25 protein-coding genes and 2 pseudogenes are annotated in these 25,079 nt (G+C 71.9%); 19 read left to right on the top strand and 8 right to left on the bottom strand.

Annotation, left to right across the window (positions count from 1 at the left end):
- Nucleotides 1-532: pseudogene (locus ACFV04_RS14180) on the top strand (hypothetical protein); the annotation flags it as partial.
- 30 nt (nt 533-562) lie between these two features.
- Here ACFV04_RS14180 and ACFV04_RS14175 read toward each other — a convergent pair.
- Nucleotides 563-724 (bottom strand): hypothetical protein, encoded by a 162-nt coding sequence (locus tag ACFV04_RS14175; protein WP_380529128.1) that lies wholly within the window; start codon nt 722-724, stop codon nt 563-565.
- Between the two features lie 76 nt (nt 725-800).
- On the opposite strand from ACFV04_RS14175, the gene ACFV04_RS14170 reads away from it, so the two are divergent.
- Together ACFV04_RS14170 and ACFV04_RS14165 are read left to right on the top strand one after the other, a co-directional pair.
- Complete coding sequence (locus tag ACFV04_RS14170) at nt 801-1,313, top strand: DUF1877 domain-containing protein (RefSeq protein ID WP_380529126.1); 513 nt, start codon at nt 801-803, stop codon at nt 1,311-1,313.
- Between the two features lie 105 nt (nt 1,314-1,418).
- Nucleotides 1,419-1,988 (top strand): hypothetical protein, encoded by a 570-nt coding sequence (locus ACFV04_RS14165; protein ID WP_380529124.1) that lies wholly within the window; start codon nt 1,419-1,421, stop codon nt 1,986-1,988.
- A 51-nt stretch (nt 1,989-2,039) separates the two neighbouring features.
- Here the strand turns inward: ACFV04_RS14165 and ACFV04_RS14160 are convergent, their stop codons facing one another.
- On the bottom strand, nt 2,040-2,711 hold the full coding sequence (locus ACFV04_RS14160) for a hypothetical protein (protein ID WP_380529122.1): 672 nt from the start codon (nt 2,709-2,711) through the stop codon (nt 2,040-2,042).
- A gap of 572 nt (nt 2,712-3,283) precedes the next feature.
- Here ACFV04_RS14160 and ACFV04_RS14155 point away from each other — a divergent pair.
- Both ACFV04_RS14155 and ACFV04_RS14150 read left to right on the top strand, forming a co-directional pair.
- The gene (locus tag ACFV04_RS14155) at nt 3,284-3,772 is read left to right on the top strand and encodes a hypothetical protein (RefSeq protein ID WP_380529120.1); all 489 of its coding nucleotides are present in this window, start codon (nt 3,284-3,286) and stop codon (nt 3,770-3,772) included.
- Between the two features lie 151 nt (nt 3,773-3,923).
- Nucleotides 3,924-4,278, top strand: a pseudogene (locus tag ACFV04_RS14150) (VOC family protein).
- A 155-nt stretch (nt 4,279-4,433) separates the two neighbouring features.
- On the opposite strand, the gene ACFV04_RS14145 reads toward ACFV04_RS14150, so the two are convergent.
- A complete protein-coding gene (locus ACFV04_RS14145; RefSeq protein WP_380529118.1) occupies nt 4,434-5,948 on the bottom strand; it encodes a tyrosinase family protein in 1,515 nt (504 codons plus the stop codon).
- Nucleotides 5,949-6,808: 860 nt separating this feature from the next.
- Here ACFV04_RS14145 and ACFV04_RS14140 point away from each other — a divergent pair.
- The 3 genes from ACFV04_RS14140 (at nt 6,809) to ACFV04_RS14130 (ending at nt 7,994) form a co-directional block, all read left to right on the top strand.
- Nucleotides 6,809-7,102 (top strand): DUF1330 domain-containing protein, encoded by a 294-nt coding sequence (locus ACFV04_RS14140; RefSeq protein WP_380529116.1) that lies wholly within the window; start codon nt 6,809-6,811, stop codon nt 7,100-7,102.
- A gap of 239 nt (nt 7,103-7,341) precedes the next feature.
- Nucleotides 7,342-7,668 (top strand): MazG-like family protein, encoded by a 327-nt coding sequence (locus ACFV04_RS14135; protein ID WP_380334975.1) that lies wholly within the window; start codon nt 7,342-7,344, stop codon nt 7,666-7,668.
- A 164-nt stretch (nt 7,669-7,832) separates the two neighbouring features.
- The gene (locus ACFV04_RS14130; protein WP_380529114.1) at nt 7,833-7,994 is read left to right on the top strand and encodes a hypothetical protein; all 162 of its coding nucleotides are present in this window, start codon (nt 7,833-7,835) and stop codon (nt 7,992-7,994) included.
- 283 nt (nt 7,995-8,277) lie between these two features.
- Here ACFV04_RS14130 and ACFV04_RS14125 read toward each other — a convergent pair whose 3' ends face one another.
- Nucleotides 8,278-8,877 (bottom strand): TetR/AcrR family transcriptional regulator, encoded by a 600-nt coding sequence (locus ACFV04_RS14125; protein WP_380529112.1) that lies wholly within the window; start codon nt 8,875-8,877, stop codon nt 8,278-8,280.
- Nucleotides 8,878-8,990: 113 nt separating this feature from the next.
- Here ACFV04_RS14125 and ACFV04_RS14120 point away from each other — a divergent pair, with 113 nt between their 5' ends.
- The 4 genes from ACFV04_RS14120 to ACFV04_RS14105 all read left to right on the top strand — a co-directional run bounded on the left by ACFV04_RS14120 (nt 8,991) and on the right by ACFV04_RS14105 (nt 12,225).
- Entirely contained in the window at nt 8,991-10,043 is a 1,053-nt protein-coding gene (locus ACFV04_RS14120; protein ID WP_380529110.1) for an alpha/beta hydrolase, read from the top strand.
- Nucleotides 10,044-10,275: 232 nt separating this feature from the next.
- Entirely contained in the window at nt 10,276-11,019 is a 744-nt protein-coding gene (locus ACFV04_RS14115; RefSeq protein WP_380529108.1) for a hypothetical protein, read from the top strand.
- 154 nt (nt 11,020-11,173) lie between these two features.
- A complete protein-coding gene (locus ACFV04_RS14110; RefSeq protein ID WP_380334957.1) occupies nt 11,174-11,608 on the top strand; it encodes a hypothetical protein in 435 nt (144 codons plus the stop codon).
- A gap of 242 nt (nt 11,609-11,850) precedes the next feature.
- Nucleotides 11,851-12,225, top strand: a complete 375-nt coding sequence (locus ACFV04_RS14105) for a hypothetical protein (RefSeq protein ID WP_380334955.1) — start codon at nt 11,851-11,853, stop codon at nt 12,223-12,225.
- Between the two features lie 247 nt (nt 12,226-12,472).
- Here ACFV04_RS14105 and ACFV04_RS14100 read toward each other — a convergent pair whose 3' ends face one another.
- Nucleotides 12,473-14,554, bottom strand: coding sequence for a discoidin domain-containing protein (locus ACFV04_RS14100; protein WP_380334952.1), 2,082 nt, complete (start codon nt 14,552-14,554; stop codon nt 12,473-12,475).
- 251 nt (nt 14,555-14,805) lie between these two features.
- Between ACFV04_RS14100 and ACFV04_RS14095 the strand changes: the two genes are divergently transcribed.
- Nucleotides 14,806-15,600, top strand: a complete 795-nt coding sequence (locus tag ACFV04_RS14095; RefSeq protein ID WP_380529106.1) for a hypothetical protein — start codon at nt 14,806-14,808, stop codon at nt 15,598-15,600.
- 183 nt (nt 15,601-15,783) lie between these two features.
- On the opposite strand, the gene ACFV04_RS14090 is transcribed toward ACFV04_RS14095, so the two are convergent.
- Entirely contained in the window at nt 15,784-16,950 is a 1,167-nt protein-coding gene (locus ACFV04_RS14090) for an alanine--tRNA ligase-related protein (RefSeq protein ID WP_380529104.1), read from the bottom strand.
- A gap of 448 nt (nt 16,951-17,398) precedes the next feature.
- Between ACFV04_RS14090 and tgmA the strand changes: the two genes are divergently transcribed.
- The 3 genes from tgmA to tgmC are packed head-to-tail and all read left to right on the top strand — an operon-like array spanning nt 17,399 to nt 19,769.
- Nucleotides 17,399-17,665, top strand: a complete 267-nt coding sequence (gene tgmA / locus ACFV04_RS14085; protein ID WP_360261247.1) for a putative ATP-grasp-modified RiPP — start codon at nt 17,399-17,401, stop codon at nt 17,663-17,665.
- Nucleotides 17,665-18,630: an ATP-grasp ribosomal peptide maturase gene (gene tgmB, locus ACFV04_RS14080; RefSeq protein ID WP_380334942.1), complete on the top strand. Its 966-nt coding sequence runs from the start codon at nt 17,665-17,667 to the stop codon at nt 18,628-18,630. Before tgmA ends, tgmB begins: the two co-directional genes overlap by 1 nt.
- Complete coding sequence (gene tgmC / locus ACFV04_RS14075; RefSeq protein WP_380529101.1) at nt 18,627-19,769, top strand: ATP-grasp peptide maturase system methyltransferase; 1,143 nt, start codon at nt 18,627-18,629, stop codon at nt 19,767-19,769. The genes tgmB and tgmC overlap by 4 nt, the downstream gene beginning before the upstream one ends.
- 74 nt (nt 19,770-19,843) lie before the next feature.
- Here the strand turns inward: tgmC and ACFV04_RS14070 are convergent, their stop codons facing one another.
- Nucleotides 19,844-21,229, bottom strand: a complete 1,386-nt coding sequence (locus tag ACFV04_RS14070) for a helix-turn-helix domain-containing protein (RefSeq protein WP_380334936.1) — start codon at nt 21,227-21,229, stop codon at nt 19,844-19,846.
- A gap of 381 nt (nt 21,230-21,610) precedes the next feature.
- On the opposite strand from ACFV04_RS14070, the gene ACFV04_RS14065 reads away from it, so the two are divergent.
- Nucleotides 21,611-22,873, top strand: a complete 1,263-nt coding sequence (locus ACFV04_RS14065) for an Ig-like domain-containing protein (RefSeq protein ID WP_380529099.1) — start codon at nt 21,611-21,613, stop codon at nt 22,871-22,873.
- A gap of 70 nt (nt 22,874-22,943) precedes the next feature.
- On the opposite strand, the gene ACFV04_RS14060 is transcribed toward ACFV04_RS14065, so the two are convergent.
- Entirely contained in the window at nt 22,944-23,417 is a 474-nt protein-coding gene (locus ACFV04_RS14060) for a MarR family winged helix-turn-helix transcriptional regulator (RefSeq protein WP_380529097.1), read from the bottom strand.
- Between the two features lie 118 nt (nt 23,418-23,535).
- Here ACFV04_RS14060 and ACFV04_RS14055 point away from each other — a divergent pair, with 118 nt between their 5' ends.
- A complete protein-coding gene (locus ACFV04_RS14055; RefSeq protein WP_380529096.1) occupies nt 23,536-23,928 on the top strand; it encodes a nuclear transport factor 2 family protein in 393 nt (130 codons plus the stop codon).
- 76 nt (nt 23,929-24,004) lie between these two features.
- Nucleotides 24,005-24,736, top strand: coding sequence for a hypothetical protein (locus tag ACFV04_RS14050; protein ID WP_360266034.1), 732 nt, complete (start codon nt 24,005-24,007; stop codon nt 24,734-24,736).
- The last annotated feature ends 343 nt before the right edge of the window (nt 24,737-25,079 follow it).

Genomic DNA, 25,079 nt, shown 5'->3' with positions numbered 1-25,079 from the left:
CCGGGCGGTGTCCCGGCTCGCCGCCGAGCTGTTCTTCGGCCGCCCGGCGGCCGGCGCCTGGCACGAGCTGGAGTGGACCGACTACCCGGCCGAGGTGACCGACCGGCACTGGCGAGCCTTGGCCGCCACCCTCAGGAACGCGCTGGACGGCACCGAGCACTCGTCAGGCCCCATCCTGACTCGACTGCTCACCATGCTGGCCGAAGGGCGGAGCAAAGCCTTGGCCACCGCTCTGACGAACCAACCGGAGAACGCCGTCCGGTCCGGGTGCCCTGGACCTGCCGAGGACAACGGCCGGGAGCTACTCATCACCCACGTGACAGCGACGGTCCACTGCGCCGCAGTCGATGCCGGGGTCGCGACCCCCGCCCTTGACTGGCTGGACGGTCCGGTGCTGCTCATGAACAACGTCCGACGGACTGACCTGACCGATGCCGTGGCCCGTGCAGTCGACCACAGCGACGACACCCTTCTGCGCGGCTGGCTCGCCGGAGCCGGCGTACGCTCCGAGATCCCAGTCCGCCTCCCGTGACCCGCCCCCTGGCCGGAAGCCGTCGACCACTCACACCCAGGCCCGCAGCGCCCGACTCAGCCAGGACGAACCGTCAGGCCGCATTTGCTCGAACTCCAGGATGGCGGTGAAACCCGACTCCTCGTACTCGCGCACCAGGCGCCACCAGCCGGTCGGCCGCCGTACCGCCGGGGCCAGCAGGCCGTCGCTCACGGCCTTACCCAACAAAAACGGCGGGCCCACTGCGGCCGGCGACAAATTCGGTCGACAGCGTCGGGATACTGCCGTCATGGCCGTCACCCAGCAACTCGCCCGTGTCCCCGCGGAGTACCTCGCCGCCTGCCGTCGGTCCGCCGAGGAGTCACCCGACGGGGACCACCGCTGGGATCCGCCCGCCGAGGACTGCCTGGACCTGGACTGGGCGCCCCTCATGCTGGAGCGTGCCTGCGAGTTGACGCGGCTCGACGCCGGCCTCCTGGACGCGCTCAAGCGGGCGACCGACGGCGACGACGACATCGACCTGCGCTTCCTCAACACCGGCCTGCACGCGATCGCCTTCTTCGGCAACTCCGAGCCGACGGCCCTGGGCCCGGACGCGGTGGCGCGGGTGTCGGCCCTCCTCGGAGAGATCGACATGCGGGCGATCCTCCGATCGGTCGTGGACAGCGGCGCGGGATCCGAGCTCGGCCAGGGGTTCATAGGCGATCCGACGGAATACCTGTTGCACCACTTCGACGCACTGCTCGAGTTCTACGAGGGAGCGGCCCGCAGGGGCCTGCTCGTCGTGCTGTGGTGGGACTGACCCCGCAGACTCCCGGAAGACGCCCCGGTCCGTGCGGGGCGGTCGTGGAAAGATGCGATCCGACTCAGGAGGGGCAGAAGCATGGGACTCGACTAGAGCTACGAGGTGTTCACGCCCGCCCGGAACGTCTCCCGGGCGCTGGCCGAACTCGTCGAGCTGGCGCCGCCAACGCGCCGGGTACCGCCGCTCACGCTGACCCTGCCCCACGGTGAGCGGCTCTCCGTGCCGTTCACCTCGCACTTCGCGAGCGACCCGGTCGACTGCTCCGCGGGCGGCACGCTCGAACTCGACACCTCGATCATGGTCGGCGTCGACGACGCGGTACGCGAGTACGTCGAGGGCCGTGGCCTCGAACTCGACGAACTCGGACGGGTTCGGATCGGGTACGTCTACCTGACCGTCCGGTTCGCCCCCGCGCTGCACCCGCACTTCGCCTCACTGCAGTTCACCGCGGCGACCTCGGGGATGAGCCGGATGTTCGAGCGGTCGGCGAGCATCAGAGCGGTGTTCACCGGCCTCGCCGCCGCAGCCCGCGGGGTGTGCTGCCTGCTCGACACCGAGATCGACACCGTCCGACTGTGCCGGCTGAACGGCGAGACGACCCGCGAGACGGTGCCCGGCCCCCGCTTCGCGGCCTACCGCGACCTCGCGGCAGCCTGGCCCGGCCAGAAGTAGCACGGACGACCGGAACGACCGTCGGACAGTCGCCGCCGGGTCGGTGGGGGTTCAGGAGCACGTGAAGACCGCCGCCGAAGCCCAGCCGGGCGTGCCGGGTTCGACGGCCCGGATCGCGTCCGCAGCTCCGACGGTCACCAAAACGTCCCGGCCGGACCTCCGGCACCCGAGCGAGTCACCGGCCTCCTTCCGCACCTGCGCCGATTCGTCGACTCCCTCGATCATGAGCGCCATCCCCTTCTCGGAGCAGCCGATGTGCGCGAACGCGAAGGGCTCCACCGGGCTGGACGCCTGGGTGTACGACCCGGCGAGCACGGTCCCCGGGAACAGCCCGTGCTCGTCCGAGGCGGCGCTGCCGACGGCCGGGCGTTGCGCTCCGATCGAGAGCGAGGTCGAGGCCGAGGCCGGTGCCGGTGCTGCGGCGGCGGGGGGCCCGGTCGCACCGCTCGGCAGGAACACCGCATGGCAGGTGTCGTCCCTGAGGGCAAGGACCACGTCGGTGCCCGAGATCCGGGCGACGCCGAGCACCTTGGCCGGGACGCCCCTGCCCGGCAGGACGTCGACGCCGCCCTGGAGGGCCGCATCCACCGGGGCGGCGGCCAGTCCGTCCAGGGGCCAGGGAGCAGGGGTCCGTTCGCCCCGGGGTGCGCCACCTCCGGTGCACGCCACAGCAGCGGCAATGACGACGGCCGTCGCCGTCACGAGCCTGGCACGTCGCCACATGAGCCGAAGCCTCCTCGCCGGTTCGGTGGTCGGGCAGCACTCAGCAGCCTAGGAGCAGAACTGAGGAACCGTCAGCCATCTGAGGATCATTTGATGGAGAGCGAGGAACCCGGGCACGGAACTCGGGGCACGGAACGCGGGGCATCCGCGGGGCCGGTGACACCCGCCGGGCCGCCGGCGTCGCGAAGTGCCCTGTCAGCCTGCTTGACACGATCAGGATGGGCACGAGGCAATCGGTGCCCGGCCACCGGATTCCGGTCCGCTGCGGGCGCTGATCCTCGCCGGTTTCGTCAACCGGGTCGGCAACGGACTCTCCAACACCGCCGCCGTCCTCTACTTCACGCTCGTCGTGCACCTGCCCGCCGCCCAGGTGGGGGCGGGTCTGACCGTCGCCGGCCTGGCCGGCCTCGCGGCCGGTGTACCGGCGACGAACCTGGCCGACCGGCCGGGGCGGTGAGCCCAGTTGGTGTGACTCAGCACGCTGACTGTCGTGCCGGCGCCGCATCTGTCGTCCTTGGCGGCAGGGAGGCATGCGCGACGCCGGATGGAGCCGACCTGGCTAGGCTTCGCTGATGCCGAGCCAGCACCGATCGACGGGTCTCACTGACGACCAGCTCTCGATCATCGACGAACTGAGCACTTTGCCGTTCCCCGAGCGGGAGGGCCGATCGGGGAAGGACCGAAGCTGGGGTGGACCTGGATATCAGGTGGCCGTGCTCCGGGAGAGTCAGGACTTCTGGGACGACCGTAGTGAAGAGATCGTCGAAGCAGCCGAGCAGGAGCTGGAAGCCGATCTCGCTGCGCTGACTGCCGTTCTGGCCGACCGTTGGGGAGATCCGGCGACTGTCGATCTGTGGCCGTATCTCGGGTTCGACAATCCGGATCCGGAGTTCGTGGCTCCTGAGCCGCTGGGCTTCCTGTGCAACGTCGCCGGCAGCATGCGGGTGTGGCGGCTACGGCCTTCCGGCCGTTGGCTCGCATTGGCCATCGGCCAAGCCGATCGGGAGTTCCCGTTCGAGCTGATTGCCGCTGTTGGTGAAGCGTCCTTGCTCCCGGAATGAGCTGCAGCACGAGACCGTCGCGGCCGGACATTGATCACCCGCGTGGGACGAGGCCGTATCCGGACGGTTGCCGAACGATCACCAGCCGTCGGATACATCGCTGATTCAGCGACAGATGTCGTGCTGACCCAGCCTGTCCATGCTCACGCCCATGGCACTTGAATGGGAACAGATCATCGTCGACTCCTCCGACCCCATCGCCCTCGGGCGCTGGTGGGCCGAGGCTCTCGGCTGGGTAGTGGTCGACGAATCCGAGGAGATCATCGAGATCCGGCCTGAGCCGGACCGGATGCCGGGGCTGCTCTTCGTGCCTGTCCCCGAGGGCAAGACGTCGAAGAACCGGCTCCACCCCGACTTCCGCCCCGACGACCAGGAGGCCCGAGGTCGCCCGGCTGCTCTCCCTCGGTGCCCGGCGCGCCGACACTGTGCAGGACGAGCAGCACTGGGTGACCCTCCTCGACCCGGAGGGCAACGAATTCTGTGTCCTGGGTGAGCGGAAGAGCTGAGCGGACGGCGTCCCGCTGAGTCGTCAGGCCGGCGTCCACGCGTCTCGACTCGGTGGTCCGCGGCCGTCGTGCTCGTGATCAGCTTCGTCTGAGCAGCAGTTCACCCGGAAACCCTGACAGCTCAGGGGTCCCGGGTGATGGGCGGCGCCGCCGCCTTACGCTTCGCCGACCAGCAGCCGGGCGTTGATCGTCGGGTTGCCCGCCTGCGAGAGCGGGAAGGCCGTGCCGATCTCCTCGCCGTGCCCCGGCACGTCGATCCGGACGGACAGCACCTTGTCGAGGATCTCGTCCTGGGACATCCGGAAGTCGAGGTTGATGATGCCGTTCTTCTTGCACGTCTCACAGCCCTGCGGGTTCTTCGGCTGGAAGAAGAACCGTGCCGCGATCGGCTCGCCGTCGGCGAGCAGGGTCACGCTGAACGACCCCGGGATGTTCAGCCGGTCGATCCCCTTGACCCGCACCGAGACCGGGTCGGAGCTCCGGAACGCGAAGGTGCGGGCGGCGTCGATGCTGCCGGAGAGGTTCTCCATGTCGCCCTTCGCATGGCTGATGAGTTCCAGGCGGTCGTACGTGACCTCGGTGGAGATGGTCTGCTGGGCGACCTGGGGGAAGGGCTTCAGCTCGGTGAACAGGGAGGGGGCGGGTTGCAGCCAGGTGTCGTCCTGCCCTGCCAGCGTGGTGCGGAACCCGGCCAGCGTCGTCGCGGCGGTGTTCGTCTGCCAGCTCAGCCAGAGCCGGTCGATGTTGCAGTGGAAGAACCAGAACACCGGGTCGAAGGCCGAGACGTTCTGGTCGTGCATCGTCGGCCCGATCGATCCGTGGCCGGCGTCGTGGGCCTGGATCGAGAAGTCCTGGTAGCCGTTGGTGTTGTACGCACCCCACAGCAACTGCGCCAGCGAGGTGGTGATGTCACCGAGGACGTTGAACCGTTGGACGCGCTCCGTGATGCCGTCGACCGAGTAGCGCTCGGTCGTGTACGGGAAGTACCCGTGAACGGGCGGGTGCGCGGTGGCGCCGGGGTCGGCCGGCAGGACGTACTTGTCGAACGGCGGGTGCTGCAGACGGTCCGGCAGCGGGGTCGAGATGTCCCAGTACGGGAGCGTCACGTCCTGGCAGCCCGGGACGGAGCGCAGCGCGTCCTCGAACTCGATCAGGTACGGGCGGTGCCAGGGGTTGAAGCGGTTCTCGTGGTGCAGGCACCAGGCTCTGGGGAGGCCATGCTGCCCGGCCAGCATGAAGTAGCCGTCCGCTGCCGTGGTTGCGCGGGCGATGACTCCCTCGAACGCCGTTGTGAGGAGAGCGAATTCGGGGTCGGTCAGGGTGGTGACGTCCTTGCGCAGCCGGGTTGGCGCCGCCCCGGTCGGCGGCTCCGTGGCAGGGGGCGTTGCCGTACCGATCGGGAAGGCGTTGAGGATCCAGTTCTTGAACGTCTGCGAGCGGTTGGCGCTCCATTTGCCGGCCGTGTCCGGGGGCATGTCCGCCCCGGGGGGAGCGGTGTGGGCGAAGATCGCCCCGGCGTTGTTCCTCACTCCGTCGTAGGTGCCGAGATCGATGCCCTTGGCGGCCATGTGTTCCACGTCCTCGGGCCGGAAGTAGTGGCGGATGTCCGCCAGGTAGGTCGGCGCCGCGACGACCGGGTCGTCGGCGGGGTTGTTCTGGGGCGTGGTCATGTGTCCTCCGCGGGGCTCGGGGTGGGCGTTTTGCTCGGATATCGAGCTTTTGCGGAGCGAGTATGCGGCACTGCAAAAGCTCTCTATGCGATCGACACGGCCCGGCGGTCGGAGTTGCGGTGTGCGGGCGGCTGTTTTCCTACGAATTCCAACGAATGCTCAGGCGCGGCCGAGGACCTTCCGGGTGGCGCAGGCGGCGGCACCGAGGGCGAGCAGCCGCTGGGCCGGAGTCCTGATCGACTCGATTCCGTCTGCCGTACGCAGTGACCCCATGAGGCGGAGTAGGTCGGACCGGGACGAGGTCATCGCGCGCCTCTCACTCAACGAGCATGCCCAATCGGAGAGTTGCGCGATGGCTCCCTTATGACCAGGGGTTACGTCAAGATCCCTGCTACACCACTCCATGGGACGCCATCTCTCACTCGGCACGCCAACTGTCGGGGCAGTAGAGGATCTGTGGTCCGCCTGAAGCCGCTCGGGGCTGATCCCTCCGGACGCGATTTCGGCTCGGATCCCCGACCGCGCAAGGTCGATGCAGCCGCCCCGGAAAACAGCTGGGCTACCAGTCCATGCCGTGAAAGGATGCCCGTTCAGGACAGGGGAGGTGGCCGGGCGGGCATGGGGCTGGACTGCGGCTACGAGACTTTCGTGCCCCCTCGCAGCGTTCGGAACGTTGCGCGAGCACTGACCCGGCCGGCCGAAGTCGGTGTGCCGGGCCTGGGCCGGTCGAGTCGGACCGGAAGCTGAGGGTCGAAAGCCGTCCGACTTCGACGCCGTCCCCGTCGGCTCGCTGACCCACAGCGCGCCGGCCATGGATCCGAGCATGGTTCCGAGCATCGATTCCGAACACAGGAGGTACCGTGGCCAAGGGCTATTGGGTCAGCGCCTACCGCACCATTGCGGACCCCGAGAAGCTGGCTGCCTACAACAAGCTGGCTGCTCCGGCCGTCAAGGCCGCGGGCGGGCGGACGCTCGCCCGCGGCGGCCGGGTCGTCGCACACGACGCCGGAATCGCCGAGCGCACCGTCCTGGTCGAGTTCGACAGCTTCGAACAGGCGGTCGCCGCCCATGCGAGTGCGGCCTACCAGGAGGCGCTGGCCGCACTTGCCGACGGCGTCGAGCGCGACTTCCGCATCATCGAAGGCCTCGACTGACGATCGAGGCTGCGTCGGCGACGAACACGGAGCCGACTGCGGGGATCACCCGGCCATCAGCTCGTTCAACGAACACACACCTGAGCGGACGAGGGCCTTCGTCTTCGCGTCATGGCTCGCCGCGTCGTCCGACCGTCGACGGCGACTCCCCTGGAATCGAAAACGGACCGTTCGACCCGGGCTCGCCCGGAACCGCCGGGGTTGAACGGGCCGATCGAACAGCGGCAGGATCCCGCGTCGTGGACGACACCTGGACGATCCTCAAGTCCCTCGCCGAGAAGCTGGATTCGCTCCTGGATCATCCCCCCGAGCAGACGATGCTTCTGCAGGCGCTGAAGTTGGGGGAGGAGTGCGGCGAGGTCGCCGAGGCCGTCATCGGCGTGCTCGGGATGAACCCGCGCAAGGGCCGGTCCCACACCCTGGAGCAGGTCCACGCCGAGGCCTGTGACGCGGCCGTGACCGCTCTGATCCTCATCGCCCGCACCGGCGGTGACCCCGAGGCGGTCTTCGCGCGCCACCTGCGGTACCTCGCCGGGCGGTCGATCACCGGCGAGGCCACCGCGTGAGCACCCCCGCCACGGCTGGCCCGCACACCGCCGCCGGGCGCAGCCCGGGAGCGTGAGTGGCCGGCCGCCACCGACGACCCGGCAGGGGCCCGGAACCCGACCTCCACTGCCCGAGGGGCCGCGAGGCGGGCGCCGTGCAGGGAGGTGCCCTGAACGAAGGCGACGTGGAGGAAGGCGACGTGGAGGAAGGCGTCGCCGCCTTCGACCGCAGCGGCGCCGTGTTCCTGTACCGGCGCGAGTACCCGCCGGGCCGGGAGCCCCGCACGGTCATGGTCCGCCTGGACGCCGTCGCCCTGTTCCCCTTCCCTCCGCCCGACCGCCCCTGACCACGGCGGAGCGGACGGCCGACTTCCGCCGGGACGGCCGACTCCCCCGGCTGTTCCCCGGCTCGCGCCCGGATCGCCCGGTCCTCCCTCCTAGGGCTTGTCTGACAATTCCCGCCGCGCGCACGACGCCGGGCATCCGCCCCCAGCCTTCGGCCGGGAGGTACCCCCACCTGGACGCACCGCCGAATCGTCCAAGTACGTCCAGTACGAGGACGCTCCGACGGCACGCCCAGCCGGGCGCCCAACGCCGCGCGCTGATGCGACGCGAATTGTCAGACAAGCCCTAGGTCCGCCCTCTCAGGCCGTCGAGCACCAGGTCCGTCAGGCGTTCCGGCAGGTCCGGCTCGATCGGGCGGTGGCCGAGCAGGGCGCGGCTCTGGAGCGGGGAGCAGAGCAGTTCCAGGGCCAGGGCGGTGTCGGTGTCGGGGGGGAGTTCCCCGCGTTCGACGGCCCGGCCGATGATGGTTCCGGCCTGGTCGAGGCGGGACTGCCAGAAGGCCTGCCAGGCTTCGGCGAGGTCGGGGTCGTCGGAGCCGAGCGTGGCCGCCTGGGCGACGGAGCGGCCGGTGGGGGTGGCGAGGTACTCGGCGAGCGTGCGGGCGAAGGCGGCGAGGTCGGTGCGGACGGCTCCGGTGTCGGGGACGGGGATGCCCTCGTTGCTGCCGGTGAGCAGGGCGTCCAGTACGAGTTTCTCCCGGCTGCCCCAACGGCGGTACACCGTGGTCTCGTTGACTCCCGCGCGGGCTGCGACCCCGGCGACGGTGAGTCGGGTGATGCCTTCCTCGACCAGCATCTCCATGGCGGCCGCGAGGACGGCCTGACGGACGCGTGCGGCCCGGCCGCCGGGACGGCGGCGGATCGGTTCCGGTTCTTCCTCGGTCATGTGTCGATCACCTCGGCCCCACCTTAACGCAGGAGTGCTTGCGTTAATCGCCGCCCCGGCGCATAGTCACTAAGGCAAGAGTTCCGGCGTTAAGAGCATCGGGAGGCACCACCATGTCCTTCACCTGGCCCCTGGACCCGCAGGACCTGTTCGTCGAGCGCTACCCGCAGATGACCCTCGGCCTGGCCGTCGACGAGGTCGACGAGGTCCGCGCCCGCATCACCGAGATGTGGCCCGACCGGCCCGGCAGTTGGGTGTACGAGTGGTCCGCCCTCGCCGCCCGGCACGCCGGGGCCGGGCGCCACCGCGCGGCCGCGCAGGCGTACGGCTGGGCCAAGTTCCCCTCCCTGGCCGACGGCCCGAAGCGCACCGCGCTCGCCCGCCAGGTCGAGCAGTACGTGCTGGCCGCCCCCGGCTTCCCGGTGGACGTCGAGCGCCGCACGCTCACCGTCCCGTACCGCGGCGGCGGGGCCGAGCTGCCGGTCCACCTGATGGCCGCCCCCGGCCTGCCCGCCGACGCACCATTCGTGCTGGCCAGCGGCGGCGTGGACTCCTGGAAGACCGACCTGCACGGCATGTGGGAGCAGCTCGCTCTCACCCTGCCGGCGCGACTCCTGCTGTTCGACCTCCCGGGCACCGGTGAGACCGCCCACCTGCCGATGACCCCGGACGGCGGGGCCGAGGTGATCGCCGGGCTGGTCTCCTTCGCCCGCGGGGCCGGCAGCGGGCAGGTCGGCCACTTCGGCATCTCGATGGGCGGCTACTACTCCGCCCGGACCGGACTGACCGGCGCCGTGGACGCCTCCGTGGTGCTCGGCGGCCCGGTGGAACGCTCCTTCGCCCCGGGCCGCGGCTTCGCCTTCGGCATGGACGGCATCGTCGGCAACGCCCTCGGCTTCGACGCGATGCCGAGCACGGCCGAGCGCGAGGAGGCCTTCGCGGCCTTCGACCTGCGCCCGCTGCTGGACCGGGACGCCAACGGGCCGATGCTGGTGGTCAACGGCACCGAGGACGTCCACGTCCCGCTGGCCGACACCCGGGTGTTCGAGGGCCGCCGGGACACCCGGGTCGAGCTGATCCCGGACACCGGCCACTGCGCGATCTCGCGCTTCGGCGAGGCGATGGCCGTGATCACCCCCTGGCTGCGGGACACCCTGACCGGCTGATCCCCCTGCCCTGACCCCTGACCGGCTGGCCCCCCGCTCCGACCGGTGATCCCCCGGTCCGTACCGGGCGCCGCGCCGCCCCGGTCCCGGGCTGCGGGACCCCGCGGTGAAAGACCTTGAGGGCGTCTCCCGTGCTCTCTACGATCGTGGGACGGGGGCGCCCCGGCGGGGCGGGACGAGTGTGGGGGTAGTAGTGACGGCTACTCAGAGATCGCGGATCGTCGACGGCACCTTGAAGTTCTTCGCCTTCGTCTTCGGTTCGGGGGCGTTCGTCTTCAGCACCCTGGCCGGCTCCAACGGCAGTCGCCAGGTGGAGTTCATCCTCTACGGCATCGCCACCACCGCGCTGACGGTGCTGGTGGGTTCGGTGGAGGCACGACGCGCGCGGACGGTGCACGGGCGGATCGAGGCGCTGGCGCTGGAGACCTCCCGCGGCCTGAACGAACTGGTGACGGCGGTCGCCCCCGGCACCACGTTCACCGCCAACATCGCCGGCCTCCTGGCCGCTTCGGAGGATCCGAGGGCCGAGCGCGGGCGGCTCGACCAGGCCGTCGCGGCGGCCGCCGCGCGGATCCACCACTCCTGCCGGGGCGTCTACTACTCGTGGGACCCGGCGACCGATACCTTCACCTGTCGCGGACGTTCCCTCGACTCGGCCTCACCGGTGGAACGGATCGGCCCCGGTGACTTCGGGATCGGTGCCCTGCGCAAGGTCGTCGCCACCGGCCGGGTGTTCCGCCGGACCGCCACGAAGTCCTACTTCCGGGGCAACGTCCCCGGGACCCCTGCGGACGACGCGGTGGTGATCGTCCGGGTGCAGGCCGGCAGCGTGCCGCTGGGCGTGCTCGCGGTGGACGCGAAGACGGACTCCTGGGGCGGGATCTTCCAGGACCCCGACCGGCAGGAGTTCAGCGACCAGCACGTACGGCAGTTGCTGATGCTGGCCGATCTCCTCGCGGGCGGGCTCGCCGGCTGACCCCGGCACCGCACGCACCCGCACCCGCGCCGGCCCCACACGCACTGCACGCACAACGGACCGGCACCACGACGGACCGGCAGCACAACGAACTGGCAGCACACCCGACCGGCACCACGACGGACCCGAGTCGGCGCCCCAGGAGGAGGAGCGAATGAGCAGCGGATACGGCGCGACACCCGACGGTCCGCGGCGGCGCCGCGGCTTCCGCCGACGGGCGGTCCGGGTGGAGCGCGAGTGGGAGGAGGGCAACATCGAGCCCTACTTCTTCGACCCCGGCGAGTTCACCGGCGGCGCCGAGGGGGACGCGGCCGCGCAGATCGAGGAGATCCACCGGAGTTCGCCCGGCAGCCGGTTGGGCCTCGCGTACGCGATCGTCGGCTCGGCCGCCCTCGGCCTGCTGCTCTGGCTGTACTCCCGTACCGTGTGGGCCCTCGCACCGGCCGGGCTGGCGGTCCTGGCCGTCGGGGTGCTGGTCTGGTTCCACGTGACGGACCGGGCCGACCGGGCCCGGCGCCGACTCGCGCGGACGGGCCGCGGCGCCGGGTGGGAACACGACCCGTACGAGGGCGAGTTCCGCGAACGGTGACGCCCAGGGCCCCGCAGCCCGCCGACCTGCAGTCCCGCCGAACTGCTGTCCCTCAGCCCCGCAGTCCCGCCGAACTGCTGTCCCCGGCTCCGCGGACGACGAGGACGGCCTCGTGGTGGAGCGCGGGCCGGTCCGCGACGGCGAGCCGGTCGGTGCGCACGGCCGGGCCGGGCCCCTGCTTCGGGCGGTGGGGCGGACGTTGATCCCTTCCGTTGCGGCGCCGCCGTGGCGAGGATGGGGGCATGGATGCTGCCGAGGACTCCTTCGCCGTCGTGGAACGCCTGTGGGAGGAACACCGGAACGAGTTCCGCTCGCCCCTGCCGCTCCGGTGGATCACCCTGGAGGTCGCGGGCGTCGACCTGATGTCGTTCGAAACCAGGCTGGCGGGTTGCGTGTTCACGTGGGTCGGGAACGGCGGTTCCCTCCACGAGCGGGGGATGGGAACGGTGCGGTACATGCTCGGCCGGCTCGAACAGGTCCTGCCAGCGCTCACCGAGGACGACAGCCCTCGGCTCTGGCGCCGGATGCACCGGATGTGTCAGCTCATCGTGGCTCATGACACTCCGCCCACCGGGACGGCTTCGGAGGCGTTCCGCGGTGATGCGCCGAGCAGTTGATCCGACGTGTCCGTCCGGTACGGGGATCAGCGGGACGACGCACGAGCGGAGCGCCGGCGGCCCGGGGCACTGCCCCGGGGGCAGCCGCGCAGGGCAGCCCCGGCGCAGTGGCGCGGCCCGGCCGGGCGAACCGACGAACTCGTCGGCGCCCGCCGGGCCGCACTCCACCTCACGGCGGTCCCATCCGGCTCCGCGGAGCCGGACGACCGGAAGGACCGGAAGGACCGGAAGCCGGAAGGACCGGGCCTCAGGTGCTGTACACGCCGACCTCGTGCAGCGAGTAGCCCCACTGGGTGCCGCGTTGCACCCCGTGGACGCGGACGTAGCGGGCCGGGACGCCGGCGAACCGGGCGGTGTCGAGGCCGCCGTCCCCGGTGGTGGTGGACCAGACCGACTGCCACGTGTTCCCGTCGGTGGAGACCTCGATCCGGTACGCCCGCCCGTAGGCGCGTTCCCAGTCCAGGGTGACGCGCCCGACCAGGGTGGTGGAGCCGAGGTCGATGCGGAGCCACTGGTCGTCGCTCCACTCGCTGGCCCAGCGGGTCCCCGGGTCGCCGTCCACGGCCCGCCCGGGCGCGTAGCTGACGAACGGGTTCCACCACTCGGTGGTGCTGGCCGTGGCCGGCCGGCCTGCGGCGAGGTCGACCGTGGCGTGGTGCCGTTCGGAGGCGCCCCAGGTGGTGAGGTACGACTCGGCGCCGCGGAAGAGGTCGTCCATGACGCCCTGCCCGCCCACCTGCCGGATGTCCTCCAGCCAGTCCGGGACCAGGCCGTAGTGCGCGGCACCGTCCGTGTTGATGTCCCAGGTGCGAGCGCCGGTGGTCTGGCGGTCGATGAGGGACCCGCCGTCCTGGCTGCGGAACGGGTAGTGCACCGGGTTGGGGGTGTTCGCGCCGCGCGGGCCGGGCCAGCCGCCGACACCGTTCATGTCGGTGCCGTAGCCGTACCCGACGTGGTACTTGTCGCGCAGGGCTTCGGTGCGCTTGGCCTCCGCGCTGAACCCCTCGGCTCCGTTCATGTACTGGGCGACGAAGCCGCCGAGCTTGTAGACCCGCTCGATCCAGTCGAGGTCCATCCAGCTGTGCGAGGAGATCACGCCCGGGTAGGACTCGGACTCCAGGATGTCGAAGGAGCGGGCGGCCGCCTTGACGCTCATGTGGTCGACTTCGAGCATCATCTTGCGTTGCATCAGTCCGCGCACCGCGTACTCGCCGAGGTCGGTGAGCCCGCGGCTGTTGCACTGCGCGTCGCCGGTGTAGGCGGGCACGGCCACCCCCGCCGGGAGTTGCTTCTGCGCCTCGGGTGCCGGGGCGAGGCCGATGGGGTTGTCGTGTTGCGGCCCGGCGCACGTCTCGGTCTTCCAGAAGGTGCCGGTGGAGAGGAACTGGCCGACGTTGATGGCCGTCCCGAGCGCGCCCTCGTCGAAGCGCACCCCGCAGAGCGCGTTGTCGAACTTGTGGCAGAGGAACATGCTGCGCACGCCGAGCCCGTAGAGCTCGTCGAGGCCTCGGTCGATGTCGGCCTTGCTGCACTGGGCGACGTCGAGGATCTGCTTGCAGCCGAACGGCTCGGAGGTCTCCACCCCGAGGACGACGGCCAGTTTGCCCTGTTCGACGACCTGGCGGGCCTGTGCGCTGTCGGTGACGATCCGGAACCAGCCCTTGCCCGGGCCGCCGTACATCGTGTCGATGTAGGCCTGCAGTTCGTAGGTCTTCTGTGCCTGGAGCCGGATGGAGGTCATCTCGTCGCAGCTGCGGTCCTTGAAGAAGTAGACCGAGCAGATCACCCCGTTGGTGACGAGGTCGTTGACGAGGACCCGCTGGCCGCCGCGCCAGGCGCGTTCGATCCAGGCGTAGTAGTTCTGCTGGTGGGTGAGCGAGTCGTGGGCCGGCCAGTCCTTGAAGGTCGGCCAGCCGACCGGGTCGTGCTTGCCGTCGCCGCCCTTGGTGAGGAAGTCGAAGATGGCGAGCGAGCCGTCGGGGTAGTGCTCGGGGCAGTCCTTCAGCGCGTCGGCGATCCCGGCTTCGGAGAAGGACTTGCCGCAGATGAGCCTGCCGCCGAAGGCCTCGTTGGCCATGATGTGGTCGTGCGCGTCGACGAAGCCGCGGACCTTGCCCTGGGCGTCGGTCCCGCGGAACGGCTCGCCGGTGACGCCGATCTGCGAGTCGGGGGCGGGCCGTGCGGTCGGGGTCCACCAGTCCGTCCCGGCCGTGTCACCGGACGCGGCGGGTGCGGCGGGTGCCGGGGCGGCGAGCACCACGGCGGCCAGGGTGAGGAGCGCGGCCAGAAGTGCGATGAATCCGTGCCTGTTGCGCAGGAGTTGGTGCATGGTCACCACCCGTGTCCGAGGTGAGGGGTGGCGCGGCCGCCGGGCGCTGGGAACCGTCCGGGGCGCGGGGACCGACCCGTCCGGGCCGGCTGTCATGGACCGCGCACTCGGTGTGACGAGAATCGCCACTGTTGGACTTTTAGTCAATAGCCGTGCGCGGACTCGGGCTCCGGCGACCACCGCGCGGGCGCGGGCCCGGGGCACCGGAAAACCGGGTACGAGCCCGGCGGCACCCGTGCTGTACTGGGCACATGGGGGTTGACGACGGGCGCACGGGAGTCCACGACGAGCGCGCACGAGCCGACGGGCGCACGCGAGCCGACGAGCGCGCGCGAGCCGTCGACGGGCGGATGCGGCTGCGGGTGACGAGCCATCCGGTCGCCGGCACCACCGGATCCGGGCTCAGCCGGATCCTGAGCACCGGCCCCATGCTCCGCAACACCTTCGTCCTCCCGCCCGACCGCCAGGTCGGGTACCTCAACGCGAGCCGCGCCGATCTCCTGCGCCTCGGCGCCCTGTTCCGCGTCGCCGCGACGAGCCCGCACAGCGCGGTCCACGTCCCCGTCCCGCCGGGCGGCCGGCCGACGTCCTCCCTCGGTGGCGAGAGCCGTCCGCTGCCGATGCTGCTGGCCCGCGAGGACACGGGACTTCGGCCCTCAGACTGGCCGGACCTGCGGCGCGCGATGCGCCGCGCCTCGACGCCCCTGACGGTGACGGCCCCGGCGGCACGGCCTCCCGAGCGGCCGGACGACGTCCGGCGCCGGGCCGACCGCCACCCCGCCCGCTTCGCCGAGCACGCCGCGACGATCGTCATCACCGCCCGCGCCGAACTGCTGTTCTGGATCGGCGACTGGCTCACCGACGTCGGCGACGGCGTCGCCCGGGACGGCCACGTCCACCGGCACGGCGAGAGCTTCCTCGGCGACATCGTCGGGTTCTTCGACCCCGAGGGCACGAACCGGCCCATGCACGCGTTCTGCGTGGTCGCCGTCGAGCCGATCTTCCACCGGGCCCGCTGGCGGCAGCAGCGGACGCCCGCCGGCTGACCGGGGACGGCGGAGGGCGGCCGCGCCGGAGGCCGGGTCCGGGGACGGATCCAGGTCCGGGGACGGAACGCACGCGCCGGTCCGGCGGCGAGCCCGTGCGTCCCCGGACCCGTCCGGGCCCGGGGACGCGACCCGAGGAGAGCGCCCCGGGCAGAGCAAGCCGAGCAGACCGCCCCGGGACCGTCACCCCGTCCGCAGGTCCAGCACGAGGTCGCGGGGCAGGCCGTGGGTGTCGTGGAGGTAGTGCAGGTCGTCCTCGGTCAGCGGGCCGCGGAAGCGGGGGCGGGAGAGCACCCGGCGGCCACGCTCCAGGAGGCGGACGAACCGCTGCTCCTCGTCGAGCAGGACCCGGCGCACGGTCTCCGGGTCGACGTCCTGGCGGAAGCGGTCGAGGGTGTGGCCGACCAACTCGACCGGCAGGTCGCCGAGTCCGCGTCGCGGGTCGTCCCGGTGGAGCACGGTGAGCACCCGGCGCACCAGGCGGCGCAGCACGTAGCCGCGGCCGGTGTTGGAGGGGCGGACGCCGTCGCCGATGACGACGACGGCCGAGCGCAGGTGGTCGCAGACCAGCCGCAGGGACGGTTCGTCCAGCTGCCACAGGGGCGGGACGAGGCGGCGCCAGGGGTCGAAGACGTCGCACTCGAAGACCGACGACCGGCCCTGCAGCAGCGAGGAGAGCCGTTCCAGGCCGAGGCCGGTGTCGATGTTGCGCTGGGGCAGCGGGACGAGCGTGCCGTCGTCGAGGCGCCGGTGGCGCATCATCACGTGGTTCCACACCTCCACCCAGCGGTCGTCCCGGGTGGGTGTCGACTGCGGCGGGGTGTCGCCGGTCCACAGGAAGATCTCCGAGTCCGGGCCGCACGGGCCGGTCGGCCCGTTGGACCACCAGTTGTCCTCGACGGTGAGTTCGACCGGCACGCCGCGGTCCTGCCACAGCTCCAGCGAGCCGGTGTCCGGGCCGACCCGGTCGTCGCCGCCGAAGACGGTGACGTGGAGCCGGCCGGGGTCGATGCCGAACCCGTCGGTGAGCAGCCCGTAACCCCAGTCGAGGCTCTGCGGGCCCTCGTAGTCGCCGAGGGACCAGGTGCCGAGCATCTCGAAGACGGTCAGGTGGGTGCGGTCGCCGACCTCGTCGAGGTCCGTGGTGCGCAGGCAGCGCTGGACGTTGACCAGCCGCCGGCCGAGCGGGTGCGGGCGGCCCTCCAGGTAGGGCGTGAGGGGGTGCATGCCGGAGGTGGTGAACAGCACCGGGTCGCCGGGCGGGGGCAGCAGGGTCGAGCCCGTGATCCGGCGGTGGCCACGGTCCTCGAAGTACTCGATGAAGGTGCGGACGAGCTGGTCGGTGTTCATGGGGTGGCTCCTTCGCGTGTGCCGGGGGGGAGGCACCGGACGACGGGCCACGCGGTCATCGGAGCCGAGGGCGGAAACGCCTCGGGGCCACCAGCGGCGGACCGTGTCCGGTCGCCGTGGGGAGGGGTACGTCAGGCGGCGGCAACCGGCGAGCTGGTCGCTCGCGCGGTGGCGGTGATCGGGCCGGTGACGTTCATGACGCCGAGGGTAACGCGGCCGGCGCCCCGGCGGCATCCGGTTTTCCGCGCGAACGCCCGGACGCCCGGACACCCGGACACCCGGACGCCCACAGCCCCGTCGCCGCGCTGACACGCCAACGCACCGACGCACCGACGGCCGCACCCCGCCCTGGACAGGCCGGGCCGGCCGGGGTGGGATGACACGACTCGGCCATCGGGCCGGGCTGTTGATCCTGTCAGCACCGCCACGGAATGGAGGCGCAGCACAGATGACGACCGCACCGTGGGGCACGACCCGGATGGGTCCGTACCCCGAGTCCGGCTCGATCCCCGCCGTCACGCCCGTGATCGACCCCGACACCCAGATCGCCGTGTTCGTGGACGAGCACGGGCGCAGGGTCGAGTCGGGTACGCACGGCACCAGCACCAGCGGGCTCACGCCGACGAGCACGCAGCCCGGCGACGGGGCCGGCCCGGGCGGGGCCACCGATGCCGACAGCACCGAGTCCTACGACCAGGACCAGAGCTCCGGCTGATGGACGACCGGTGCGGGTCGGTGCTGGTGCTGACCAATCCCCTCGACGTGACGGCGGATGCGGTCCTGCGGGTGCTCGCGGAGCGCCGGGTCCCGGTGGTCCGCCTCGATCCCGGCGCCGACCTGCACACGGGTGCCTCGCTGACCGCCGCGTACCGCACGGGCGGGCAGCGGGGCGCCCTGCGCACCGCCAGCCGGGTCCTCGACCTCGGCGCGGTCCGGTCGGTGTGGGTGCGCCGGGCCTCGCCCTACGAGGGCCCGTCCGAACTGGACGGGCAGGACCGCAGGTTCGCCGCCTCGCAGGCCCTGTGGGGTGCGGGCGGCATCCTCGCCTCGCTCCCCGGCGCGCACTACGTGAACCACCCGTGGGCCAACCGCGCCGCCGAGCACAAGCCGGCGCAGCTCGCGGCCGCGCAGCGCTGCGGGTTCCCGGTCCCCGACACGGTGATCACCAACGACCCGCGCGAGGCGCGGGAGTTCGTGGCGGCCCAGGCCACCGGGGCGGTGTACAAGCCGCTGTGGAACACCCCGTACGCGGTCGACGGGCGGCCGCACGCCGTGTGGGTGCGCGAGGTCGAACCGGCCGAGATCACCGACGCCGTGGCCGCGTGCCCGCACCTCTTCCAGGCGCGGGTGCCGAAGGCGTTCGACGCCCGGGTGACCGCCGTCGGCGACCGCCTGTTCGGCGTGCGGATCGACAGCCCCGACCTGGACTGGCGGCGCCGCCAGGACCGGATGGCGTGCACGCCGATCGACGTACCCGAGTCGGTCGCACGCTCGGTCGCCGCCTACCTCGGACGGCTCCGTCTGGTCTACGGCGCGTTCGACTTCGCCGTGACCGGCTCGGGCGCCTGGTACTTCCTTGAATGCAACCCGAACGGCCAGTGGGCCTGGCAGCCGGCCGCGACCACCGACGCGATCGCCCGGGCCCTCGCCGACCAGTTAGAGAAAGGTCCCGATTCGTGAGCACATCGGCCCAGCTCCGCGACGCCCTGGTGGACGGGTTCACCGGGGGCGACGGGATCCCCGATCCGGCGTGGGAGCGTGCGGCCCGGGCGGTCCGCCGGGAGCTGTTCGCGCGGTCCTTCTTCCTGCCGGTCCCGGGGAGCAGCCCGAGCGCCTACCGGCCGGTCGTGGAGGGCGATCCCGGCTGGCTGGAGCACGTCTACGCGGACGAAACGCTGATCACCCAGCTCGACGGGCGGATCCGCCCGGCCGACGTGGCCGGGGGCACCACGACCGGCTCGCCGTCGTCGTCCTCCACCCTGCCGTCCCTCGTGCTGCGCATGTGGCAGCAGCTCGGCGCCGAGGCCGGGCACCGGGTCCTGGAGATCGGCACCGGCACCGGCTACTCGACCGCCCTCGGCGCGCACCGGCTCGGGGACGCCGCTCTCACCAGTATCGAGTACGACCCGGAGGTGGGCGCCGCCGCCGCCACCGCCGTCCAGGCGGCCGGGTACTCCCCCCGGCTGATCATCGGCGACGGACTGCTCGGCGACCCCGACGGCGGCGCGTACGACCGGCTCATCGCCACCTGCTCGGTCCGCTACCTCCCGCCGCCGTGGCTGCACCAGGTGAAGCCCGGCGGCGTCATCCTGGCCACGCTGTCCGGGTGGGGGTTCGGGTTCGGGCTGGCCCGGCTGGTCGTCACGGCGCCCGGCGAGGCCTCGGGGCGGTTCCTGCCCGGCTACACCAGCTTCATGATCGCCCGCCCGCACGACCGTCCGCCCCGCCAGAGCCTGTCGCTGCTCCCCGGGGACGAACGCCCGACCCGGATCGACCCCGAGGTCATCGGCACCTGGACCGGGAGCTGGGTCTGCCAGCTCGCGGCGCCCTCCGCCGAACGGATGGGGGCCGGCGGGCACCAGGTCCTCTCCGACGTGGCGACCGGGTCGCAGGCCAGGACCGCGCCCGACGCCGGCGGCGGATGGACCGTCGTGCAGCGCGGCCCGCTCCGCCTGTGGGACCGGGTCGAGGAGGCCGTCGAGGCCTGGCAGCGCGCGGGCGAGCCGCACCAGGACGGGTTCGGCATCACGGTCACGGGGGCCGGACAGCGGGTCTGGATCGGAACGGAGGACGGGCCGGGCTGGAACCTGCCGATCTGAACCGGTGAGGCCGTCACTGCCGGCGCCCCGTCACCGGCGGAGCCCCGTCACGGATCCCCATCACCGCCGGACCGTCAGTGCTGGTACGGGCTCGGCTCCCAGGCGTGCCCGCCGATCGGGTAGACGTACAGCGGCCGGCCCTTCACCGCGCTGGTGCGGAACGGCACGCCGTGGCCGAGGTCGACGGGCAGCGTCCCCTTGCGGTTGCCGCTGGACCACTCCAGCTCCAGGTACCAGCTGACGTCGTGGGAGGTGGTCTCGGCGGAGACCTCGATGACCTCCGGATCGCTCGCGCTCACCTTGACCGGCAGGCCGTGGCTTTCCCGGGTCACGACCGGGCGGGGGCGGGCCGCGTCCAGGTCGAGGTCGTAGGAGAGCTTGTCGACCCCACCGCCGCAGCCCTCGCCCATGGAGTAGGCGTTCCAGGCGAGCGGGGCCGAGACCCGGGTGACCCGGACGTTGAGGGCCGTCAGCACCACGGTGTCGCTGCCGGTGCCCTGCACGGTGAGCTCGATCGACTGGTAGTGGCCGGGGACCGCACCGACCTGGGCGGCCCAGCGCGGGACGTCCACGATCGCGGGCGGCCTGGGGACCTCGGACGGCGGGCGGTTCACCACGTACTGGTCGCACGCGGTGTCCCAGCCGGACGGGGTCACCGTGACGGTGATGGGGGCACTCGGGGTGGGGTCCGCCCCGCCGGTCGGCCCCGACGGGCCGGCTCCCGCACCGGTGGAGTCGGAGGCGGAGGCCGAGTCGGACGCAGCGGCGGAGGCAGTGCCACTGGACGGGGACGGCGGCGGGCTCTGGACACCGGGGGCCGGGGAACCGGCGGCCGGCCCGGCGCCTGCCGACCGGACGACGGCGGGATCGGAGTCGCCGCCCGGGTGCGCCCTCAGCTTGGTGACGACGGCCCCGAGGGTGGCGAGCACCACGATGGCCGTCACCGCGGCGATGGCGCCCCGGCGCCGGGCGCGCCGCCGCGGCGGCACCACGGGGGCGGAGGCGGCGGTGGTCTCGGCCCCGGCGGCGGCGCCCGCATCCCGGGTCCCGTCCGCGTCCCGCGTCCCGCCCGCGTCCCGTGTCCCGCCCGGGTCCGGGGTCGCCGCGGCCTCCGGGGTCGCCCCGCTCGCCGGGCTCGCTTCGTCTGCCGGGCTCGCTTCCGTCTCCGGCGTCAGCGGCCGCGCCTTCGCTTCGGCGAGGGGCGGTGGCTTCCTGCTCCCCCGCGCCGCCTGGGCGATCACCCACAGCCGGTACAGCTCGACGAGTTCCTGCGGGGTCGCCCGGCACAGCCGCGCGAGCTGGTCCAGCGGGGCGAACTCCGTCGGCGTCACATCGCCGTTGCAGTAGCGGTGGAGCGTCGACGTGCTCAGGTGCAGCCGCTTCGCCAGCGCGCCGTAACTGAGCCCCGACCGGCTCTTCAGCTCCTGCAGCAGCAGTGCGAGCTCACTCGTCTCCTTCAACTCCCCGACCCCTCTTGTCCTGTTCCTTCGACCCGCTCGTCGACCCCGCAGCGATCGCGCCCGCGGTGACCACGCCCTCGCACGCCCCGGCACGCCCCGGCACGCCCCGGCACGCCCCGGCACGCCCCGGCAGAGAAGCACGCCGCACACCGCCCCGCGGTTCCCCCCTCCCCCGGTTCGCGCGGGGAGGACGGGCCCTTCCCGGGGCGCCTCCCACGCCGGTCACGCCGTTCCTCCGTCCCACGGGCGCGTCCCAGGAAGGTTACGTCTTCCCAGCTCACAGCGGGTAGCGGCGTCCCCGCGTCCCTGATCGCGGGCCGTTCGTTGCGGCTGGGACGAAGCGGCGGACAAGCTTTCGGCGAACACCGAGAGGGAGCAACTGTGAGGACTGTTCGGGCGGCCCGGGCCGCGATACGCACCACCGACCGTTTCCACCGCGGGGCGGTGGCGCTGACGATGGGCGGGATCCTGCTCATGACCGCGGCCTGCGGCGACGACCAGGGGAAGGCCGCCGACCCGGCGGGGACGGCGGGCGCCGCCGTCTCCGGCGGGCCGTCGGCCGCCGGTGGCGGTGCCGGTGCCGGTGCGGCGAGGACGTCGGCCGCCGTGCTGGACGTCCAGCCGAAGGACGGGGCCCAGGGCGTCGCACCAAACGCGCTGCAGGTGTCCGTCGCCCACGGCAAGCTGACCGCGGTCGACGTGACCGACAAGGACGGCAGGTCCGTCCAGGGCGCGATCACCCCGGACGGCGCCGGCTGGAAGCCCGCCGCCGCGCTCGCCCCCGGCACGGCGTACACGGTGAACGCCCAGGCGAAGGACACCGACGGACTGGTGGCCGCCGCCACCACCGCCTTCACCACGCTCACGCCCGACCGGAAGGTGTCCACCAACGACAACATCGGCGACGGCCAGACCTACGGCGTGGGCATGATCGTCAAGGTGGACTTCAGCGGGAAGGTCGTCAACAAGGACACCGTCGCCAAGGCCATCACCTTCGAGACGGACAACGGCACCGAGGTGAAGGGCCACTGGTTCGGCGACGACCGGCTGGACTTCCGCCCGGCCGAGTACTGGAAGCCGGGCACCAAGGTCACCATCCACTACCGGCTGAAGAACGTCGAGGTGTCCCCCGGCGTCTGGGGCGACGTCGACAAGGACGAACCGTTCACCATCGGCCGCTCCCAGGTCTCCACCGCGGACGCCGCCGCGCACCAGCTCACGATCGTCCGGGACGGCAGGTCCACCACCGTGCCCGCGACCCTCGGGGACGACAAGCACCCGTCGTGGGGCGGCACCATGGTGATCATGTCCAAGGAGAAGGTCACCCACATGAACTCCCAGACGGTCGGCCTCGGCAGCGAGTACGACATCCCCGCCGTCCCGCACGCGATGCGGCTGACCAGGAGCGGCACCTACCTCCACGGCAACTACTGGTACAAGGGCGACCCGTTCGGCAAGGCCAACACCAGCCACGGCTGCGTCGCGCTCAAGGACGTGGAGGGCGGCAGCGACACCTCCGCCGCAGGGTCGTTCTACAACAGCTCGCTGATCGGCGACGTCGTCACGGTCGTGAACACCAAGGAGAAGGCCGTCTCCCCCGACAACGGGCTCGGCGGGTGGAACCTCCCCTGGGCCAACTGGTAGGCCCCTCCCGGGCCCCCGGGCCGGGAGGCCCATCTCGGCTGCCTCGGCTGCCTCGACCGGCCGGTGACGGTCAGTCACGCCCGGTGGCGGAGGCCCCCTCGTCCCCGAAGGGCCCCTCGTCGACGAAGCGGCGCAGGAGGCGGGCGAAGTCGCGGGCGTCGGCCTGCGGCCAGGCGGCGAGCGAGTCCTCGATGCCGGTGGCGAGCCGCTGCCTGGTGGCCCCGATGACGGCGCGGCCGTCGTCGGTGAGGGCGAGCAGGGTCGCGCGGCCGTCGGCCGGGTCGGGCCGGCGCTGCAGCAGGCCGGCCCGTTCGAGGCGGTCGGCGCGGCGGGTGACGGTGGTGCGGTCGAGCCCGATCTCGCGGCCGAGGTCGGCGGCGCTGCAGGACCCGGTGCGGGCCAGGCCGCTGAGGACCGGGTAGGTAAGGTCGTCGACCGCCTCCCCCAGCCCGTCGGTCAGGGTGGTGTAGAGGTGGGCCCGGGTGCTGCGCCGCAGGAGCAGTCCGAGGGCGTCGGCGATGTCGTGTCCCGTCGAGTTCTTCACCCCTCCAGATTAGCGTGCACCGAGCACGCTTCTTCTGTATAGTCATGAGCGTGCTCCAGGCACGCATCTCGACACGGTCCACCGCGGGCCCGGCCCGCACGCGAACGAAGGAATCCCCGTGAACCACACCGACATCCGCGCCGCCCTGACCGACCTGCTGCTCACCCCCGGGCTCGACCTCGACGAGGCCGCCGACCGGCACTTCGCCCCCGACTACCGCCAGCGCACCGACGGCGAGTGGGCCGACCGCACCGAGTTCCTCGACCACATCGCCCACCTGCGCACCGTCGTCGCCGACGGCTCCGTCGAGGTCCACGACGAACTCACCGACGGCGACCGCTACGCCGACCGCCACACCATGACCATCCTCAAGACCGACGGATCCACCGTCCGCATCGAGGTCTACCTCTTCGCCGAGTTCGCCCCCGACGGCCGCTTCCGCCGCATCGAGGAGACCACCCTCATGCTCGAAGGCGCCGACGGCGACCGGAACCTCGGCAGCGCCCGCTGACCCGGCGCGCACCCCGGCACCCCGGCACCGAAAATTGGGTGTCGCCAATCCGTTCGAGACTGGTAGCGTCCTGGACGTGGCAAAGCTGAACCAGATCATCGCCGTTGAAAAGGGCGTCAAGTCCAAGTCCTTCCAGGAGCTGACGCAGGCCCACCAGGACCTGCAGAAGCCCGCGCTGCTGGCCGGCATCTCCCGGACCTACCAGCCCAAGGACGAGGAGGGCGAGCAGCTGCCGGCGGAGTCGACGCGGGTCCAGCTGAAGGCCGAGGACATCCTGCAGTCCACCGCGCGCACGCTGACCCGGCTGTTCGACGTGACGGCCACCAAGGACTGGGCCAACATCGGCGCCAGTGCGGACGTGGTGGTGGACGGTCAGGTGCTCCTCCCCCGAGTGCCGGTCCCGTACCTGCTCTTCCTGGAGAAGCAGCTCACCGACCTCTTCACCTTCGTGAAGAAGCTCCCGGTCCTGGACGCCTCCGAGTCCTGGAACCTGGACCCGTCCACGGACTCCTGGAAGACGGAGCCGGTGCGCACCATCCGGACCAAGAAGGTGCCGCGCAACCACGTCAAGGCCGAGGCCACCGAGAAGCACCCGGCCCAGGTCGAGGTCTACTACGAGGACGTCCCGGTCGGCTACTGGACCACGGTCAAGTTCTCCGGATCGCTGCCCGCCCGCCGGGTGAACGAGCTCGCCGAGCGCGTGGAGAAGCTCCAGCAGGCGGTCAAGTTCGCCCGCGAGGAGGCCAATGCGGTCGAGGTCACCGACCAGCGCGTGGGCGACGCCGTCTTCGGCTACCTGTTCCGGTAGCCCCATGATCGCCCGCCCGGGGAGCCGGGCGGGTGCGCCGAGCTCGTGCAGGACCTCGCCCCGCTGAACGGGGCGGGTACGCTGCGCGGCACGGCGCGAAAAGCTGACACTGATGTTGAAGCTGACCAGGGGTCACAGTGGAGGTTCGATTCCTCCCCCCGGCACCACCGGCCGGGGTAGCCCAAGCAGGCAGAGGCAGGCCCCGTGAATCTCAGACTCTCGCTCCAGTCTCAGCATTCGCCGCCGAACACCGGATCGACCGGGTGCGGACGAATATCGACGAATGCAGGTTCAAGTCCTGTCTGTGCCGCTCCGTGGCACGGTAGTTCAAAGGTAGAACGCG

Origin of the sequence: Kitasatospora sp. NPDC059599, from assembly GCF_042735125.1 — a bacterium.
Taxonomy (GTDB): domain Bacteria; phylum Actinomycetota; class Actinomycetes; order Streptomycetales; family Streptomycetaceae; genus Kitasatospora.
Note: the sequence above shows the minus strand (reverse complement) of the source record. Positions and strands in the feature narration are given on the sequence as shown.

Bases quoted from the DNA above. Each gene is read 5' to 3' on its own strand.
- ACFV04_RS14170 (WP_380529126.1), top strand. From the start codon at position 801: ATGGCCGTCACCCAGCAACTCGCCCGTGTCCCCGCGGAGTACCTCGCC.
- ACFV04_RS14160 (WP_380529122.1), bottom strand. From the start codon at position 2,711: ATGTGGCGACGTGCCAGGCTCGTGACGGCGACGGCCGTCGTCATTGCC.
- ACFV04_RS14155 (WP_380529120.1), top strand. From the start codon at position 3,284: ATGCCGAGCCAGCACCGATCGACGGGTCTCACTGACGACCAGCTCTCG.
- ACFV04_RS14145 (WP_380529118.1), bottom strand. From the start codon at position 5,948: ATGACCACGCCCCAGAACAACCCCGCCGACGACCCGGTCGTCGCGGCG.
- ACFV04_RS14125 (WP_380529112.1), bottom strand. From the start codon at position 8,877: ATGACCGAGGAAGAACCGGAACCGATCCGCCGCCGTCCCGGCGGCCGG.
- ACFV04_RS14120 (WP_380529110.1), top strand. From the start codon at position 8,991: ATGTCCTTCACCTGGCCCCTGGACCCGCAGGACCTGTTCGTCGAGCGC.
- ACFV04_RS14110 (WP_380334957.1), top strand. From the start codon at position 11,174: ATGAGCAGCGGATACGGCGCGACACCCGACGGTCCGCGGCGGCGCCGC.
- ACFV04_RS14105 (WP_380334955.1), top strand. From the start codon at position 11,851: ATGGATGCTGCCGAGGACTCCTTCGCCGTCGTGGAACGCCTGTGGGAG.
- ACFV04_RS14100 (WP_380334952.1), bottom strand. From the start codon at position 14,554: ATGCACCAACTCCTGCGCAACAGGCACGGATTCATCGCACTTCTGGCC.
- ACFV04_RS14095 (WP_380529106.1), top strand. From the start codon at position 14,806: ATGGGGGTTGACGACGGGCGCACGGGAGTCCACGACGAGCGCGCACGA.
- ACFV04_RS14090 (WP_380529104.1), bottom strand. From the start codon at position 16,950: ATGAACACCGACCAGCTCGTCCGCACCTTCATCGAGTACTTCGAGGAC.
- tgmA (WP_360261247.1), top strand. From the start codon at position 17,399: ATGACGACCGCACCGTGGGGCACGACCCGGATGGGTCCGTACCCCGAG.
- tgmB (WP_380334942.1), top strand. From the start codon at position 17,665: ATGGACGACCGGTGCGGGTCGGTGCTGGTGCTGACCAATCCCCTCGAC.